Raw genomic sequence first — 16,528 nt, 5'->3', positions numbered from 1 at the left:
GTATTGGACAGAGCGGTGGCTGTGAATTCTGTATAAAGCACTGAATTTATACCAAGTAGGAGCAGAGTTATTCTGCTCCTGCTACTTGATTCAATCTGCCTTTTAACCCTAAAATATCATGCCTTATTTGTTCAATGACTACTTTAAATTCTTCATCGCTTTTCCCGGTTGGATCTTCAAGTCCCCAATTATCATCAAATGGCCTGCCTATAAAGGGACATCCTACATTGCATCCCATTGATATTGTAATATCCGGATCTGGAATATCACTAACCAGCTTACTGTACTGTCCCTCTGCTTCCATATCTATATTATATAATTCCTTCATAATACGAACAGCATCCTGGTTAATCTGAGGTTTTGTTTCTGTACCCGCCGAATAACTTTGAAATACATCTGATGCCAGATGCCTTCCCAAAGCCTCAGCAATCTGACTTCGACAGGAATTATGGACACAAATAAAAGCTACTTTTTTCTTACTCATGAAATGGACACCTCTCCTTTATACATTGCTCATTAAGTTCTGTGAATCCGCATGGCATTTGTTCGTAATGCAATGTTACACCATAATGAGTATTCACATAATCGATACCATTCTTAAACGCTACCATTGCATCTCTCTTGCAGCATCTTGGTCCGTTTATGGTTCCTAATTCTCCTATTGCTTTCGAGGTAAACTGCATATGATTTCCCCATGTTCCATCTGTTGAAAGCGGACCTGTTCCATCGATGATTGCAAGTGCAGCACCAATAGAAGTGACTGCTCCGCATATTCCCCATAAACCACACATTGCTCCCGGCATCCTAAGTCCTTCTGCCATCAGCCTGTCCAATGCCTGATCTAAGTCTATCTCTCCACCTGCGTTTTTGTAGGCCACAAGCAAACTTGCGCCATCTAATATATGGTGTTCCGGTCCATGAATACTGACATATTCCTTCTCTGCAATATTCTTAAAAATGATAACCGGATTTGTTTCCTGTTCTTTCTTTATATCTTTTACAATCAGTTCTGCTTTTTCTCTTACTGTCATGGAAATCTTCCTTTCGTCTTATTAGCTATTCTTAATCAGCGTTGGATAAATCATAACTCACATGTCAAACTGCCAATATAATTTTTGAATTCTATTAAAGCTTCACAATTCAATGAATAATGATGCCATTTGCCTTCTTTCCGGTCATTAACCAACCCACATTCCACCAGTATTTTCATATGATGAGATAATGTAGGCTGGGTAATGCTAAATCTCTCTAAAATCCTGCATCCGCATTTCTCTCCATCTGACAACATCTGCGCTATTTCCAGTCTGTTTGAATCTCCAAGTGCTTTGCATATTAAAGCAACATCTGTTAACTTCATTTCATTCACCTCACATTGATAATCATCTATATATAGAATTAGCACATATATAGATGAACGTCAATGCATTTTGCAAATATCCTAACATTTGTACTTATAGGCTCAGCATAAGCCCCAAATATCATGTGCCATATATTATTAATGGACACCCTGCCTTTTAGATTCTTGCGCCAGAAATACCAGACTGACAGTAAGAGTCATAGCCTCGGTCACAGGTGCAGCAAACCACAAGCTGTTGCCACCGGTCAAAACAGGGAACGTCAGTATACACACGCTGCTGAGTATGATGTTTCGGAGCAGTGATATACACAGAGATTGCCCGGATTTCAGTATGGCCTGGAGATAGTAGGAGGTCATCAGGTTGATTCCAAATGGCACAAATGCAAAGAAGTACGCTCTGACACCAAGATCGGCAATGACACCAAGACCTTCATTCATATCTATAAACACACCGCAGAGCACCCTTGGAAAAAGTATTCCAAGAAGTGAGAACAGCGCACCCATGATCAGGATGGTTGTGTAAGCCATTCTTTTTATGGCGTTTATTCTGCCTATGTTATTTGCTCCGTAGTTGGTCGAGATCACAGGCTGCACAGACTGACCAACTCCTGTGAACAGAGAATTGAACAGGATGACGCAGTTGGAGATGACGCTGTATATGGACAGGGCATTCTCGCCGCAGTACTTCAATATCTGTATGTTAAACAGCAGTACTATAAATCCATTTGCAAATTCATTGAAAAAGCTCGGGATACCGGCTGCCACGATATTCTTCATGCTGTTCAGGATCCTGTGTGGCATTATGAAACGCAGCCCATTCTTCTTGCTGAGAAAATGCGATGAGGCGACAAGTACCTGGATCAGCATACCGATAACAGAGGCAAGTGCAGCTCCGCCGATTCCCTGCTTCAGTGGGAATACCAGTACAATGTCCATCACGATATTGAACACTCCACCTAGCAGGACGCCTGCCATGGCGCGGCCCGGATCATTGTCAGCCCTCACAAATATAGCTACGAAGTTGGAAAATACTGCAACCGGCAGGAACATATTTATATAGTGCATGTATGACATGGCATATGGGTATAGAGTGGCATTTGCTCCCATGAGTCTAAGCAGTGATGGCATACATGTTACGTACAGTATCCACAGCAGTGCGGTGACTGCTGCGATCATCATGAATGACACGGTGAAGTAGCGGTTAGATTTCACTGTGTTGCCACTTCCTCTGTGCACGCTCATCTGTACTGATCCACCTACGCCAAAGAGAATTCCAGTTGACATAAGTATGCACAGCAGAGGCGTTGTGATGCTCAGAGCGGCCAGGGCATCAGTTCCAACACCTTTGCCGATGACGATGGCATCAGTCAGGGTGTATATGGACATGACCATGGCACTTCCAAGGGAAGGAATGAGGAATTTGAAGTAAAGCTTTTTCAGATTGTCTCTTAACAGGTCCATTTGTAAATCTCCTTAACAAAAAAAGTTTATAATTGAAAATCATTGAAAATCGGAAAGGCACATGATCGCGGGGACACATTAACCTGCCAGCCGCATAAAAAAAGAGCCAGATAAGATAAAGTATCTTATCTGGCTCATGAAAATTCTGATATGTTTTTATCGCGATTCATGTTCCATCCGGGAATCCTGCATCTGCAGAACACCTTGCAAGGTATATTAATATTCAACATACCGTCCGACTTGTGTTATTATAACAGGAGGCATGAAAATGTCAAGGATTAATAAGGGGGTATTATGGAGTATAGAGTGACAGATGCAAATGATATAGATATGCTGATGGATGTCAGATTGTCCATGCTTAGGATAGTCAATGATCTTCCTGCTGATTACATATTTGATGATGAATTGGTGGTGAGCAGCAGAAGGTATTTTCTTGAGGGTGATCAGACAACAGTTGTAGCTGTCAATGACGGAAGATGTGTGGCGTGTGCCAGTATGTCTTATATTGAAATAATGCCAACATTTTCTCACTCATCAGGAAAGAGAGCACATCTCATGAATGTATATACAGAAGAGCACTATCGGAGAAGAGGAATCGCCAAGCATCTTGTGAATATGCTTATAGGGGATGCGCGTGCACATGGCGCCACGGAGATAAGCCTTGATGCCACAGAAAGCGGAAGACCGCTGTACGAATCAATGGGATTTAAGGCATCTGAGGAGTGCATGGTTATAGATATACAGCAATTATGATGCTTTGGATAATAGACAGTTTACATACATATATTTACGGAGACAGACGGAGGCAGACATAGCTATGGAAGTAAGAGATAGCATAGAAAAAAGACGCAGTATTAGAAGGTTTAAAGATACCCCAGTGGAGCAGAAGGAGTAAAGACATCATGAACAATCCAATAAAAGAACTGACTAAGCGGGAATGGCTTATCTGGCTGTGTTCCCTCATTATAGTGCTGGCGTCAAATCTTCTCGCTACAGATCTGGATATCCTCACACTGGCGGCGGCACTCATAGGTGTGACATCGCTTATATTTGCTGCAAAAGGAAATGTGTGGGCGCAGATATTGATGGTCGTATTCAGCATATTATACGGTATCATATCCTTCAGGTTCCGTTATTGGGGGGAGATGATAACCTACCTCGGGATGACGATGCCGATGGCGGTGTGGTCAGCCATAACATGGTTTAAGAATCCATCGGAGGGCAACAGCAGTGAGGTAGCCATACAGAAACTGACACGCAGGCATGTGATATGGCTCACTGTCAGCACAGTGCTTGTAACGGTTGTATTCTACTATATACTCATGATACTTGACACGCCGAATATAGTATTCAGCACAATATCCATAGTCACAAGTTTCCTGGCAGCTGCGCTCACCATGCTGAGATCGTCATACTATGCGGTGGGATATGCAGCAAATGATGTAGTACTCATAGTATTATGGGTCCTCGCATCTTTTGAGAATCCGGCATATATTCCTGTAGTTGTAAACTTCGTCATATTCTTTGTGAACGACATGTATGGATTTGTGAGCTGGAAAAAGAGAGAAGTGAGGCAGGCTGTGGATATGTAGCAGATAAAGGAGGTGCAATTTGCAACATAAATAGACAGTAGTACAATGTTTAAAGTGCTGACAGCTATATGCCCATAACTGTCAGCACCATAATCTGATTATTATTGCTGAATATCGGCAATATACACTGTTTTGATGTATACATAGTGCGCTGCCAGACAGAACGATATAATAATAAATAGAACATAAGTGAAATCTTATCATAATAGGAGGACGCATAGATGAATATAAACATAAGAGAGTACATGGCAGCAGATGCAAAGTCAGCATCAGAGATCTGGAACCAGGTTGTGGATGATGGCGTGGCATTTCCACAGGAGGAAGTCCTGACACCGGAATCAGGAGATGCATTTTTCAAAGAGCAGACATATACCGGTATCGCCGAGAACTCAGAGAGTGGTGAGGTGGTAGGACTCTACATACTTCATCCGAACAACGTGGGAAGATGCGGACATATATGTAACGCCAGCTATGCCGTGAGACGCGATATCCGCGGTGAGCACATAGGAGAAAAGCTTGTGCTTGACTGTATATCCATGGCAAAGAAGAAAGGCTTTGGAGTGCTCCAGTTCAATGCCGTAGTAGCATCAAATGTACATGCACTCCATCTGTATAAAAGGATTGGTTTTACTCCGCTGGGAGTCATACCGGGAGGCTTCAGAATGCCGGATGGACATTACGAGGATATCATTCCGCACTATTATGACCTTAGAAAAGATGCAGATCAGTAATGAGTTGCAGCATATGGTGTAACATCACAGAAAAATATGTTGATGTTACGATCTGACAGCGGTATACTTGTTGTCAGAGAATTGGATAGTATATGGGGAGCTGGCGAGTTAGCCGGCTGAGAGGAGGCTGAACGCTTCGACCCACAACCTGATGCGGATAATGCCGCCGTAGGGATACGTTTGATACATACATAATGATGTAAGTAATAAAGAAGAGACGCATTCCTGTGTCTCTTTTTATTTTCATAAGGAGGGGCCCACGTAAGTGGGAGGATTCCTTGTGAAGTACGCAGACGCCGCGCGTAAGCGCCTTTCATGCGTCTGCTCCTTTATAAGGAGGGGCCCACGTAAGTGGGAGGATTCCTTGTGAAGAGTGGAAGCGCACTGATGTGCGCGCAGGTCATCAAGCGGTGCTTGACGACATATTACGCAGACGCCGCGCGTAAGCGCCTTAAATGCGTCTGCTCCTTTATAAGGAATAATCTACGTGAGTGGGATATTCCTAAAGTGGCTGATTGGGGGCACCACCTTCCGCCACTATAAAAGTGTAAGAGAAACAAATATTAGATCTGGAACAGATTTATAAAGCCGGATCAGATTGGAGGAACAGATGAGAAATTACACAACACAGATGGACGCAGCAAGAAAAGGCATAGTAACTCCTGAGATCGAGAAAGTTGCCGAGAAAGAGCATATGTCCACTGAGGCGCTGATGAAACTGGTAGGAGAGGGTAAGGTAGCGATACCTGCCAATAAGAAGCACACATGCTTAAACCCAGAGGGAGTTGGAAGCATGCTGAGGACCAAGATCAATGTCAACCTCGGTGTGTCAAGAGACTGCAAGGATTATGGTATCGAGATGCAGAAGGTTATGAGTGCTGTCGAGATGGGAGCAGAGGCGATCATGGATCTGTCAAGCCACGGCAATACACAGCCGTTCAGACAGAAGCTCACTTCAGAGTGTCCGGCTATGATAGGAACTGTGCCGGTATATGACAGCGTTATCCACTATCAGAGAGATCTTGCGACACTGACAGCACAGGATTTCATCGATGTGGTACGTCTCCACGCGGAGGATGGAGTTGACTTCGTGACTCTCCACTGCGGAATAACAAGAAAGACGATCGAACAGATCAAGAAACATAAGAGAAAGATGAATATAGTCAGCCGTGGCGGCAGTCTTGTATTTGCATGGATGACCATGACAGGCAATGAGAATCCGTTCTACGAGTATTTTGACCAGATCCTTGATATATGCGAGGAATACGATGTGACAGTATCACTTGGAGATGCATGTCGTCCGGGATGTCTTGCGGACGCAACGGATGTATGTCAGATAGAGGAGCTTGTCAGACTTGGAGAGCTGACAAAGCGCGCGTGGGATCATAACGTACAGGTTATGGTTGAGGGCCCTGGTCATGTGCCACTCAATCAGATTGCAGCCAACATGGAAGTTCAGAAGACACTCTGTATGGGCGCACCATTCTACGTACTTGGACCTCTTGTCACAGATATAGCACCGGGATACGATCACATCACAAGTGCCATAGGCGGAGCGGTCGCAGCCATGAACGGCGCAGCATTCCTCTGTTACGTAACACCAGCAGAGCACCTTGCCCTGCCAAATGTAGACGATGTCAAGCAGGGAATCGTAGCCTCCAAGATAGCAGCCCATGCGGCAGATATAGCAAAGGGGATACCTGGAGCGAGGGATATAGATGACAAGATGGCGGATGCGAGACGTGTCCTCGACTGGGATGCACAGTTTGCATGTGCCATAGATCCTGAGACTGCAAAGGAGATCAGGGACAGCAGAAAGCCTGATGACGAGTACAGCGACACGTGTAGTATGTGCGGTAAATTCTGTGCTGTCAGATCGATGAACAAGGCGCTGTCAGGGGAATACATAGATATACTGTAATTACCAAGAAACTTAAAATATAAAAAGATTCGGCAGTATATGTCCATCTCGGCATGTACTGTCGTTTTTATATGCATAACATGATAGAAAATATATGGGAATAAGTACAAAAAACGGGTGTTCAGCCGAAGATGTTTACTATTTTGCCTATTGTAATGCCGGGTGAACGAGTTTAGAATAAAACCGAAAACAGGAGTAAATTATAGAAAAGAAGGGAAAAAAGTGAACAAAGATCTTACTGTGGGAAGGCCTGAATCCGTGCTTTGGAGATTCTGCCTGCCACTTTTCGGAAGTGTGATATTTCAGCAGCTCTATAACATAGCGGACAGCTTTGTGGCGGGGCAGTTCATAGGAGAAAATGCTCTGGCGGCGGTCGGCAATAGCTATGAGATAACACTTATTTTCATAGCATTTGCATTTGGATGCAATATAGGCTGTTCGGTCATAGTATCCCAGCTGTTCGGGGCAAAGAAATACAGCGAGATGAAGACTGCGGTCTGGACTACTCTCATAGCAAGCGCGGTACTTGTGGCGGTTCTCATGCTGGTTGGATTCCTGCTTGGAGAGAGACTGCTGGCACTTATTGATACCCCGGATGAGCTGATGAGAGATTCGCTTACTTATCTGAACATATACATATTGGGCGTGCCATTTTTGTTCTTCTACAACATAGCGACAGGAATATTCTCTGCGCTGGGCGACTCGAGAACACCGTTCATATTCCTTGCCATCTCATCGGTGTCCAATATAGCCGTTGATATACTGTTTGTAAAGACATTTGAGATGGGGGTAAATGGAGTTGCGTGGGCTACATTCATCTGTCAGGGCGTGAGCGCTGTACTTGCGATAATAGTTGTGTTCAGACGCCTGACAGCAGTTCGCACTGAGGGGAAGGTCCGTGTATTTTCGGGAAGCATGCTGGGCAAGATAGCAGTCATAGCCATACCGAGCATACTTCAGCAGAGCTTTATCTCAGTTGGAAATATAATTATTCAGAGCGTCATCAATGGATTTGGAGCCTCTGTCATAGCGGGCTATGCGGCGGCTGTAAAGCTCAACAATCTCGTCATAACGTCATTTACAACACTTGGAAATGGAATATCCAACTATACCGCACAGAATCTTGGCGCGGGTAAGATCGACAGGATAGGACAGGGACTTAAAGCTGGAATAAAACTCATATGGGGACTATGCATACCATTTGCGGTTTTGTACTTCTTCTTTGGCCGTTATGGCATGTATCCATTTATGGAGAATAGGACAGGACTTGCCCTTGACACGGGAGTCACGTATCTCAGGATACTGGCGCCGTTCTACTTTGTAGTATCGGCAAAACTTGTAGCTGATGGAATACTAAGGGGAACAGGCATGATGGGCAGATTCATGACATCGACGTTTACGGATCTGATACTTAGAGTGGTGCTGGCGATAGTGCTGTCAAGAGTTATAGGTTCCGCCACAGGAATATGGCTGGCCTGGCCGATAGGCTGGACTATAGCAACAGTTATGTCACTGTTATTCTGTGTGAATGGTATTAAGAAGCTGAAAAGAGAAAAAACAGGGAGGATAGAATAGATGACAGATAAAATGACTCAGAAGAGCCATGAAGATATGAGTAAAGAAATAAACAAAGATGGTGTGGCGGTGCGTACACGGGGATATCATATATGGAGAGTTATATTCTGTATAATAGGCGTGCTGGGAATGCTGATGTTCATATATCCGGTGCTTAGAGGCTGTCATGTGAATATAGGAACCCTGCTGGGAACAGGCGTGTTTGCACTTCTCACATTGTATGGAGTATTCAGGGCAAAGATAGACAAATCTGTCAGAAAGCTTTGGGATAAAAAAGCAGGAAAGATATGCTTAAGTTTCGTGCTTGCACTTGTCACTGCTGCGCTTGCCCTTGTTGTGGTCATCACTTATCACATGGTCTATGCGGCTTGTGTAAAGCCTAAACAGGATGCCACAGTCGTAGTGCTCGGATGCGCAGTTAGAGGCGGTGGACCAAGCCTTATGCTGAGAGAGAGACTTATAGCAGCACAGGATTATCTTGATGAGAACCCGGAGGCTGTATGTGTTGTGTCCGGTGGACAGGGCGCAGATGAGAGCATGTCGGAGGCTCAGTGCATGTATGAATACCTTACAGAGCACGGAATTGCTCCGGAGAGAATATATATGGAAGACAAGTCCACATCCACAAGGGAGAATATAAAGTTTTCGGCTCAGATAATAGAACAGAATGACCTGCCTGACGGAATGAATATCGTGACAAATGAATTCCATGAGTACAGGGCAAAGAGAATTGCGGAAAAGCAGGGTATAGATACGGGTTCCATAGCCGGAAGCACTGCATGGTGGCTGCTTCCGACATACTATGTCAGGGAGATGGCAGGCATACTGTATGAGTGGATCAGCGGCTGATATGTGGACAGGTGCGCTGCGAGGCGGACAAAGTGAATACAATGATCCGCCGGACACCCATGCAGGTATATTTGGTCGAAATGCACAGATAACCTTAAAAAAACCTTGTAATATTTCTTGAAAAATGCATGTAAAAACGTACTTCTAAATAGAAGAAATTATGTTATAATGACTCTGTATGATACAAATACAGTATCCAGTTAAAAGGAGAATGAGATGAACAAATTAGAACTTCAGAAAAAAGCTGTAGAAGTTCGCAAGGGCATTGTTACAGGTGTATACAATGCAAAGAGCGGACATCCAGGCGGCTCATTATCAGCAGCAGACCTGTTTACTTATCTTTATTTCGAGGAGATGAATGTGGATCCTAAGAATCCTGAGGACGAGAATCGTGACAGATTCGTGCTCTCAAAGGGACACACAGCTCCGGGCTACTACGCAGCACTTGCGTTAAAAGGCTTTTTCCCAATAGAAGACTTAAAGACACTCAGACATGTTGGATCTTACCTTCAGGGACATCCTGACAAGAAGCACACTCCAGGAGTGGATATGTCATCAGGATCACTGGGACAGGGACTTTCAGTTGCAGTAGGTATGGCACTTGCAGCAAAGATGCAGGGCAAGGATTACAGAACATACTGTCTCTGCGGTGACGGAGAGATCCAGGAGGGACAGATATGGGAGGCAGCTATGTTCGCAGGACATAGAAAGCTTGACAATCTGTGCGTTATAGTAGATAACAACAATCTTCAGATTGACGGAACGGTTGAGGATGTATGTTCACCATATCCTATAGATGAGAAGTTCAAGGCATTCAACTTCCATGTTATCAATATCAATGGCAATGACTTTGACGAGATCGACAGGGCATTTGCTGAGGCAAAGTCCCACAAGGGTGAGCCTACAGCGATCATCGCCCACACGATCAAGGGCAAGGGTGTATCATTCATGGAGGACAAGGCCGGCTGGCATGGAAAGGCTCCGAATGAAGAAGAGTATAAGATCGCCATGGAAGAACTTGAGAAGGAGGCTGCAGCATTATGATAGAGAATAAAGCAATCGCAACCAGAGAGAGCTATGGCAATGCCTTAGTAGAGATCGCAAAGGAGCATGATGATCTTGTTGTTTTAGATGCAGACCTTGCAGAGGCAACCAAGACAGTTATTTTTAAGAAAGCTTATCCTGAGCGACACGTTGACTGTGGCATCGCGGAGGCGAACATGGCAGGAATAGCTGCCGGAATGTCAACATGCGGATACGTTCCATTTATGAGTTCATTTGCAATGTTCGCTGCAGGACGTGCATTTGAGCAGGTGAGAAATACTATCGGATATCCACATCTGAATGTGAAGATCGGTGCAACCCACGCAGGAATCTCAGTAGGTGAGGATGGAGCAACACATCAGTGCTGTGAGGATATCGCACTCATGAGAGAGATACCAGGCATGGTTGTCATTAACCCATGTGATGATGTAGAGGCCAGAGCAGCAGTCAAGGCTGCATATGAGTATGTAGGACCTGTATACCTCAGATTCGGAAGACTGGCAGTTCCAGTCCTCAACGATGAGAGCACATACAAGTTTGAGATCGGTAAGGGCGTTAAGCTCAAAGATGGCAAGGACATATCTATCATAGCTACAGGACTTTGTGTATCTGAGGCTGTGAAGGCTGTGGATATGCTCGCTGCTGACGGTATAGATGCTGAACTCATCAACATCCACACTATCAAGCCTATCGATGAGGATATCATCGCTGAGACAGCTCAGAAGACAGGAAGAGTGTTCACAGTTGAGGAGCACTCCATCATAGGTGGTCTCGGAAGTGCTGTTGCAGAGGTTCTTGCTGAGAAGTGTCCTACAAAGCTGACAAGGATCGGTGTGAGAGATACATTTGGTGAGTCAGGCCCTGCAAAGGAACTGCTTCACAAGTATGAGCTTGATGCCGAGGGTATCTACAAGCAGATCAAGGCTGCGCTGTAATCCTAATGTGATCATTTGGAGACATAACAGAGAACACAAGATAAATAGCTGATACTAAATATCTGTGAAAGATATAGAGAGTTATATACAGATGGGGGAGCCTGCCGGTGGCAGGCTCTTTCCATATATACATATGAACTGTCAGATGGGCGGTAGACACTGCAGACATCCGGCAGATTCTGTGATTTACATACACAAGGGCTGAAGACCAGATGAAACTGGGAACTTTACAGAAAAGAGGTAGGAATCATATGGGCAGAGAGTATGTAGAGGAGCTTAAGAACCGCGTGCTGAATGGTGGAGCGGAGATCACATATGATGAGGCTCTAAAGCTTGCACATGAGGATCTGGATATACTGGCGGCTTCAGCAAATGAGATAAGAGAGTATTTCTGCGGAGACCGGTGCGATGTGTGTTCGGTCATAAGCGTGAAGGAGGGCAGATGCACAGAGAACTGTAGATACTGTGCACAGTCCAGGATAGCGAAGAAGGATATACCAGAGATAAATCTGCTTGGTAATGAAGCGGTTACTGAGGGTGCATCGATTGACTATGACAAGGGAAGCTTCAGGTACTGCCTTGTGGCTGAGGGCAGGAGACTTTCAAAGCGGGAGGTTGAGCTTGCTGAGAAAACGGTCAAGGATATACACGACAATGTGGATATCAACATATGCGCGTCATTTGGCCTGCTGGATCAGGATGACTTTACGAAGCTTAAGGGTGCGGGACTTACAATGATACACAATAACCTTGAGACATCACCTGCATATTTTCCGGAGGTGTGCACCAGTCACACCCAGGAACAGAAGAAGGCGACAATACGCGCTGCAAAGGCTGCGGGACTCATGGTGTGCAGTGGCAGTCTGTTCGGCATGGGCGAGACTCTTGAGGACAGGGTGGCGCTTGCATTTGAACTCAGAGAGCTTGGCGTGGATTCGGTTCCGATGAACCTCCTCAATCCGAGGGAGGGGACGCCATTCTATGACAAGACACCTCTCACTGAGGAGGAGTACGTCAGAACGATAGCAGTATACAGATTTGTCATGCCCCAAGTCATGATAAGGCTTGCGGCTGGAAGAGGAAGATATGAGGACAACGGCGAGGCTGCACTTGCAGCCGGGGCAAATGCGGTCATAAGCGGTGACTTCCTGACCACCGATGGCACATCATTTGACCTTGACTTTGACATGATAAGAAGAAACGGATTTGTCACGGACAGAAAACATTCATAGACATTAGTGGGTGTTCCGTGCGCAAGGCAATTGGATGAGAAGGATTAACTGCACGCAAATAAGAGAATATAACATGCAGAATAAGTTTTAGAAGGAGAAGTATATGAAGATTTATGACAGGATCATGGGACTTGGAACAAAGATGACAGACATGGATGCATCCACATATCAGGGCGCATTTATAGGCAAGATATCCTACACAGTAGACAGAGAGAAGGCAGAGGCTGCCGACAGCATCACATATGAGTATGGTGATGTTAAGGAGAACGCATTCATGTACATACTCTCTATCCTTGGAAAGGTAGAGGGAGAAGAGACTCCTGTTGAGAAGATGACCATCACACTCGTAAAGGCATCAGACAAGGAGAAGGAGATCAAGAGAGTGGAGAAGACGGATTATGAGGACGAGAAGCCATTCCACACATTTACAAAGGAAGAGGTTTATGCATTCAGCAAGGAGACAGGAGACGAGAATAAGATCCACCTCACAGACCATCCTGTAGTTCAGGGAATGTTGCTCCTCCGCACAGCAGCATGTGCACACGAGGACCTGAAGAGACTTGACGTTAAGTTTGTAGAGCCTTCATACGCAGAGGAAGAGCTCATGTGGGGCAGCAATGGCAGAGAGCTTGTGCTTTATGCAGATGGCTATGTAAAGGCTTCATTCAAGGTTGTGAAATAGTTTCCGCTAACAGACGATCATTATGATAGATACAAAATAGGCGTCATACCTGATCAGGTATGATGCCTATTTTGTTGTTTGAATTAAGACTAGTTTATTCTTATGAAATCGGATCTTACATATCCGGTGTATTTCTTTGAGCCCTTGGTGTAAGTGATCTTATACCACGCATTCTTGCCGGAATATTTGCAGCCGCTGATCTTGACCTTTGATCCTCTGGCAAGTTCCCGGATGATACGTTTGTTGGTTCCTGCCCCTGCCCTGAGACGGACCTGGCTGTCAATGACTGTTCCGCTCAATGAGCTGGCTTTTGCGGGAGCTTTTGAAATGTCGCCATATACTATCGAACCATTGACATTCTTATATGCAAGAATCCTGTAGCCGAAGCCACTCTTCAAAGCAGGAAGTATACAACTGGTTGTTTTGTAAGAGGATATTTTCTTTACTCTTGTGTATTTGTTATGGGCAATATCATATTTGTATATGATGTAGCCGGATACATTTGAAAGCTTCTGCCAGTGCAGACAGCGATACGAACCGATAGGAGTATACTTAAATGAAGATGTAAAGGTTCGTGGCTTTGTACATTTGCTGAACTCCAGGCGGTTGCTGTACATGATCACACCGTTGTATTCATAATACGCCCTCACGCCGAATTTGTATGTTGTGGCGGGAGAAAGTCCGGTAAAGTTATAACTTCTGGATTCGTCGCCTATGCATCTTGCAATTCTGTCATATTTACCAGTGGACGTGTTGTATTTGTACACGAAATAGCCTGTGACTCCGGAAATCTTGCTCCAGCGGACATTAATGGAACTGGAAGTCCTGTCTGCTATTGCGGCCTGGGTAGGCATGTCCGGGGCGGTATCGAAGATTGGAGGTTCAGGATCTGTCGATGCAGTTACAGCTTCTGCATAGGTGGCGGTGCAGCTATATTCTTGCGAGTAAGCTCCGTATACAGTGCCGGTATTTAATTTATGGTATCCGCGCACCATGTAGGTATATTTTTTACCGCTGGTGAGACCGTTATCAGTGTAGGTCAGAGTTCCAGCCCCCTTTGTTGTTCCGATCGACACATATTTTCCTTCGGCCTCATCGTAACGAACTATTTGATAACCATATACCTCCGGAACCTTATTCCATGTGAGGGTTATGGATGAGTTGGTCGATGACTTAAATGTGAGTTCTGTAGGTGCTGCCGGTGTATTTACATATTTGAAATCGAGATCCGTCGGATAGCTTATTCCGGCGACGGTTCCGTTGTCATCGTACTGCCAATATGAATGAGTGGCGGTCAGCGTGTCTGAATCGTTGTACTGCGCATTCCATATCGGGTATTTGTTGTTTATACTGGTGATCTTCATGTCATCGGTTATAACACTTTTGCTCGCATACAGCATGCCCACGTAGCCGCTTGCTTCCACTGTACTGCAAAAAGTGTTGATGACCGTGGTGGCAGCACTTTTGGACAGGTGCGCATTGTAGAGCCTGCCGGTCAGTCCACCCTCCCATGCGTATTCGTAGTCCATGACGATGGGAAGTGTCAGGTTGTAAGAGGATACGATGTTCAAGGTGTATGCCGCCTCCTGCCTGGCCTCGGTGGCGTTTATGGCCTGAGAGTAGAAGTACGCTCCGACATCAATCCCTGCCGCAGTTGCATTCTTGACATTCTCAGCAAATTTGGAGTCGACGAAATATGCACCTGAGCCATAGTACCTTCCTCCAGCCCTGATAAAGGCAAATGTAACGCCGCTGGATTTTACCTTTCTCCAGTTGATGGAACCGTTCCACTCCGATACATCTATCCCCTTCATGACAGTGGAGTTCTTGAACTGGGATGCGTGTGTATATGTTGTCGATGAGAGCGTGGCAACACCATAAGGATTAGCGCTGTCTGACTGCTTTTGCAACTGCCTTATCGTCTCAGGATCGTTGCCGTAAAGACTATATATGTGGTCGATCTCGGCATCGCTCAACTGAGTGTAGTCAAAGTTACCTTCATCCACAACCTCCTGGACCTCAGATCTGGTCGATGATGTTGAGATGGTGGAGGTGTCAGCCGCGTATACTGTGGCAGAGTCGAAGATATTATCTGCCGCAGTCAGTATAAATATTCCAAGGGAAATAATAAAAAGTTGTTTAGATAATCGTTTTATTCTCATGTAAGCCTCCTAATACAAATGTTACGATTATATTACAAAAAGATTATTAAAATATTATTAAAATATTATTAATAAAAGGCCTGCATGAGAAAAATATTGAGAAAAAATATAAAAAAAATAGGGAAAAGCAGGAGATACATAGTATGTATGCTTTTCCCTATTTTAATTGTATAAGAATCAGAATTACTTGACACGTATGAAATCAGATCTTATATAGCCCGTATATTTTCTGGAGCCTCTGGTGTATGTGACCTTATACCAGATATATCTTCCAGACTTTGCGTAGCCGGAGATCTTGACCTTTGAACCCCTTGCAAGCGTTCTGACTACTCTGCTGTTTGTTCCGGCTTTTGCACGGAGGTTTACGCTGCTGTCAGTGATCGTTCCGGTAAGAGATGTATTCTTGATCGGTGCTTTTGAAATTGCACCGTAGTATATCTTGCCGTTGTACTTCATGTAAGCAAGAACACGGTAACCGTAGCCTCTTCTGAGGTTAGGAACAAAACAGAAATTTGTCTTGTTGGATGTTATCTTCTTAACTCTTGTGTATTTGTTTGCCTTCTGATCATACTTGTATACGATGTAGCCGTCAGCGTATGACAGCTTTGACCACTGGAGGAATCTCTGCGATCCAAGTGGTGTGTATTTGAAGGATGACGTAAAGGTTGCCGGGAGAGTGCAGGAGCTGAAATCCTTGCGGTCACTGAAGCCTGTGAATCCATTCCGCTCTGTGTATGCTCTCACTCCAAATTTGTATTCTGTTCCGGCTTTAAGTCCTGTAAATGTGTATGTTCTGTTGCTGCTTCCGCTGATACGTGCCACCTGCTCAAATGACTTGCTGGACGTATTATATTTGTATACCGTGTAGCCTGTGGCATCAGATATCTGTGTCCATCTTATGGTCACGGAATTGGCTGTCCTTGATGCGGTTGCGATCTGGGAAGGAACAGCAGGTCCGGTAAATCCGCTCACTGCGCTGGCTGTCTC

Annotated in this window: 16 protein-coding genes and 1 riboswitch; of the genes, 10 read left to right on the top strand and 6 right to left on the bottom strand. The window is 44.9% G+C overall.

The window, feature by feature from the left end:
- Positions 1-67: 67 nt before the first annotated feature.
- The 4 genes from ABUA34_RS11185 to ABUA34_RS11170 all read right to left on the bottom strand — a co-directional run bounded on the left by ABUA34_RS11185 (position 68) and on the right by ABUA34_RS11170 (position 2,818).
- Positions 68-484 carry an arsenate reductase ArsC gene (locus ABUA34_RS11185; protein WP_055273711.1) on the bottom strand — a complete coding sequence of 139 codons (417 nt, stop codon included), beginning with the start codon at positions 482-484 and terminating at the stop codon, positions 68-70.
- The gene (locus ABUA34_RS11180) at positions 477-1,031 is read right to left on the bottom strand and encodes a DUF5714 domain-containing protein (protein ID WP_173796054.1); all 555 of its coding nucleotides are present in this window, start codon (positions 1,029-1,031) and stop codon (positions 477-479) included. Before ABUA34_RS11180 ends, ABUA34_RS11185 begins: the two co-directional genes overlap by 8 nt.
- A gap of 50 nt (positions 1,032-1,081) precedes the next feature.
- The gene (locus ABUA34_RS11175; RefSeq protein WP_173794857.1) at positions 1,082-1,357 is read right to left on the bottom strand and encodes an ArsR/SmtB family transcription factor; all 276 of its coding nucleotides are present in this window, start codon (positions 1,355-1,357) and stop codon (positions 1,082-1,084) included.
- A 138-nt stretch (positions 1,358-1,495) separates the two neighbouring features.
- The gene (locus ABUA34_RS11170; protein WP_173796055.1) at positions 1,496-2,818 is read right to left on the bottom strand and encodes an MATE family efflux transporter; all 1,323 of its coding nucleotides are present in this window, start codon (positions 2,816-2,818) and stop codon (positions 1,496-1,498) included.
- A gap of 294 nt (positions 2,819-3,112) precedes the next feature.
- On the opposite strand from ABUA34_RS11170, the gene ABUA34_RS11165 reads away from it, so the two are divergent.
- The 10 genes from ABUA34_RS11165 (at position 3,113) to ABUA34_RS11120 (ending at position 13,379) form a co-directional block, all read left to right on the top strand.
- The gene (locus ABUA34_RS11165; RefSeq protein ID WP_349823312.1) at positions 3,113-3,571 is read left to right on the top strand and encodes a GNAT family N-acetyltransferase; all 459 of its coding nucleotides are present in this window, start codon (positions 3,113-3,115) and stop codon (positions 3,569-3,571) included.
- 149 nt (positions 3,572-3,720) lie between these two features.
- Complete coding sequence (gene pnuC, locus ABUA34_RS11160) at positions 3,721-4,410, top strand: nicotinamide riboside transporter PnuC (RefSeq protein WP_349823311.1); 690 nt, start codon at positions 3,721-3,723, stop codon at positions 4,408-4,410.
- Positions 4,411-4,631: 221 nt separating this feature from the next.
- Complete coding sequence (locus ABUA34_RS11155; RefSeq protein ID WP_349823310.1) at positions 4,632-5,141, top strand: GNAT family N-acetyltransferase; 510 nt, start codon at positions 4,632-4,634, stop codon at positions 5,139-5,141.
- 83 nt (positions 5,142-5,224) lie between these two features.
- A riboswitch (TPP riboswitch) is annotated at positions 5,225-5,333 on the top strand.
- Positions 5,334-5,751: 418 nt separating this feature from the next.
- A complete protein-coding gene (thiC, locus tag ABUA34_RS11150) occupies positions 5,752-7,062 on the top strand; it encodes a phosphomethylpyrimidine synthase ThiC (RefSeq protein ID WP_004850265.1) in 1,311 nt (436 codons plus the stop codon).
- Positions 7,063-7,284: 222 nt separating this feature from the next.
- Positions 7,285-8,637, top strand: coding sequence for an MATE family efflux transporter (locus ABUA34_RS11145; RefSeq protein WP_022215819.1), 1,353 nt, complete (start codon positions 7,285-7,287; stop codon positions 8,635-8,637).
- Positions 8,638-9,486 (top strand): YdcF family protein, encoded by an 849-nt coding sequence (locus ABUA34_RS11140; RefSeq protein ID WP_349823309.1) that lies wholly within the window; start codon positions 8,638-8,640, stop codon positions 9,484-9,486. It abuts the gene before it with no gap.
- A 216-nt stretch (positions 9,487-9,702) separates the two neighbouring features.
- A complete protein-coding gene (locus ABUA34_RS11135) occupies positions 9,703-10,530 on the top strand; it encodes a transketolase (RefSeq protein ID WP_004850272.1) in 828 nt (275 codons plus the stop codon).
- The gene (locus ABUA34_RS11130) at positions 10,527-11,465 is read left to right on the top strand and encodes a transketolase family protein (protein ID WP_015533848.1); all 939 of its coding nucleotides are present in this window, start codon (positions 10,527-10,529) and stop codon (positions 11,463-11,465) included. Before ABUA34_RS11135 ends, ABUA34_RS11130 begins: the two co-directional genes overlap by 4 nt.
- Positions 11,466-11,716: 251 nt before the next feature.
- Positions 11,717-12,697 (top strand): biotin synthase BioB, encoded by a 981-nt coding sequence (bioB, locus tag ABUA34_RS11125; RefSeq protein WP_022215817.1) that lies wholly within the window; start codon positions 11,717-11,719, stop codon positions 12,695-12,697.
- Positions 12,698-12,800: 103 nt separating this feature from the next.
- Positions 12,801-13,379, top strand: a complete 579-nt coding sequence (locus tag ABUA34_RS11120) for a hotdog family protein (protein WP_022215816.1) — start codon at positions 12,801-12,803, stop codon at positions 13,377-13,379.
- 89 nt (positions 13,380-13,468) lie between these two features.
- Here ABUA34_RS11120 and ABUA34_RS11115 read toward each other — a convergent pair whose 3' ends face one another.
- Together ABUA34_RS11115 and ABUA34_RS11110 are read right to left on the bottom strand one after the other, a co-directional pair.
- Complete coding sequence (locus tag ABUA34_RS11115; protein ID WP_055146437.1) at positions 13,469-15,541, bottom strand: GH25 family lysozyme; 2,073 nt, start codon at positions 15,539-15,541, stop codon at positions 13,469-13,471.
- A 183-nt stretch (positions 15,542-15,724) separates the two neighbouring features.
- Positions 15,725-16,528, bottom strand: an 804-nt coding sequence (locus tag ABUA34_RS11110; RefSeq protein ID WP_349823308.1) for a fibronectin type III domain-containing protein, incomplete at its 5' end; no start/stop codon positions are given.

The organism is Coprococcus sp. RTP21428st1_C9_RTP21428_210409 (genome assembly GCF_040227395.1).
GTDB lineage: Bacteria > Bacillota > Clostridia > Lachnospirales > Lachnospiraceae > Coprococcus > Coprococcus aceti.
The sequence above is the reverse complement of the archived record's forward strand: the minus strand, read 5'-3'. Positions and strand labels throughout refer to the sequence as shown.

Excerpts from the sequence above, each read along its gene's own strand:
- ABUA34_RS11185 (WP_055273711.1), bottom strand. The coding sequence starts at position 484 with ATGAGTAAGAAAAAAGTAGCTTTTATTTGTGTCCATAATTCCTGTCGA.
- ABUA34_RS11180 (WP_173796054.1), bottom strand. The coding sequence starts at position 1,031 with ATGACAGTAAGAGAAAAAGCAGAACTGATTGTAAAAGATATAAAGAAA.
- ABUA34_RS11175 (WP_173794857.1), bottom strand. The coding sequence starts at position 1,357 with ATGAAGTTAACAGATGTTGCTTTAATATGCAAAGCACTTGGAGATTCA.
- ABUA34_RS11170 (WP_173796055.1), bottom strand. The coding sequence starts at position 2,818 with ATGGACCTGTTAAGAGACAATCTGAAAAAGCTTTACTTCAAATTCCTC.
- ABUA34_RS11165 (WP_349823312.1), top strand. The coding sequence starts at position 3,113 with ATGGAGTATAGAGTGACAGATGCAAATGATATAGATATGCTGATGGAT.
- pnuC (WP_349823311.1), top strand. The coding sequence starts at position 3,721 with ATGAACAATCCAATAAAAGAACTGACTAAGCGGGAATGGCTTATCTGG.
- ABUA34_RS11155 (WP_349823310.1), top strand. The coding sequence starts at position 4,632 with ATGAATATAAACATAAGAGAGTACATGGCAGCAGATGCAAAGTCAGCA.
- thiC (WP_004850265.1), top strand. The coding sequence starts at position 5,752 with ATGAGAAATTACACAACACAGATGGACGCAGCAAGAAAAGGCATAGTA.
- ABUA34_RS11140 (WP_349823309.1), top strand. The coding sequence starts at position 8,638 with ATGACAGATAAAATGACTCAGAAGAGCCATGAAGATATGAGTAAAGAA.
- ABUA34_RS11135 (WP_004850272.1), top strand. The coding sequence starts at position 9,703 with ATGAACAAATTAGAACTTCAGAAAAAAGCTGTAGAAGTTCGCAAGGGC.
- ABUA34_RS11130 (WP_015533848.1), top strand. The coding sequence starts at position 10,527 with ATGATAGAGAATAAAGCAATCGCAACCAGAGAGAGCTATGGCAATGCC.
- bioB (WP_022215817.1), top strand. The coding sequence starts at position 11,717 with ATGGGCAGAGAGTATGTAGAGGAGCTTAAGAACCGCGTGCTGAATGGT.
- ABUA34_RS11120 (WP_022215816.1), top strand. The coding sequence starts at position 12,801 with ATGAAGATTTATGACAGGATCATGGGACTTGGAACAAAGATGACAGAC.
- ABUA34_RS11115 (WP_055146437.1), bottom strand. The coding sequence starts at position 15,541 with ATGAGAATAAAACGATTATCTAAACAACTTTTTATTATTTCCCTTGGA.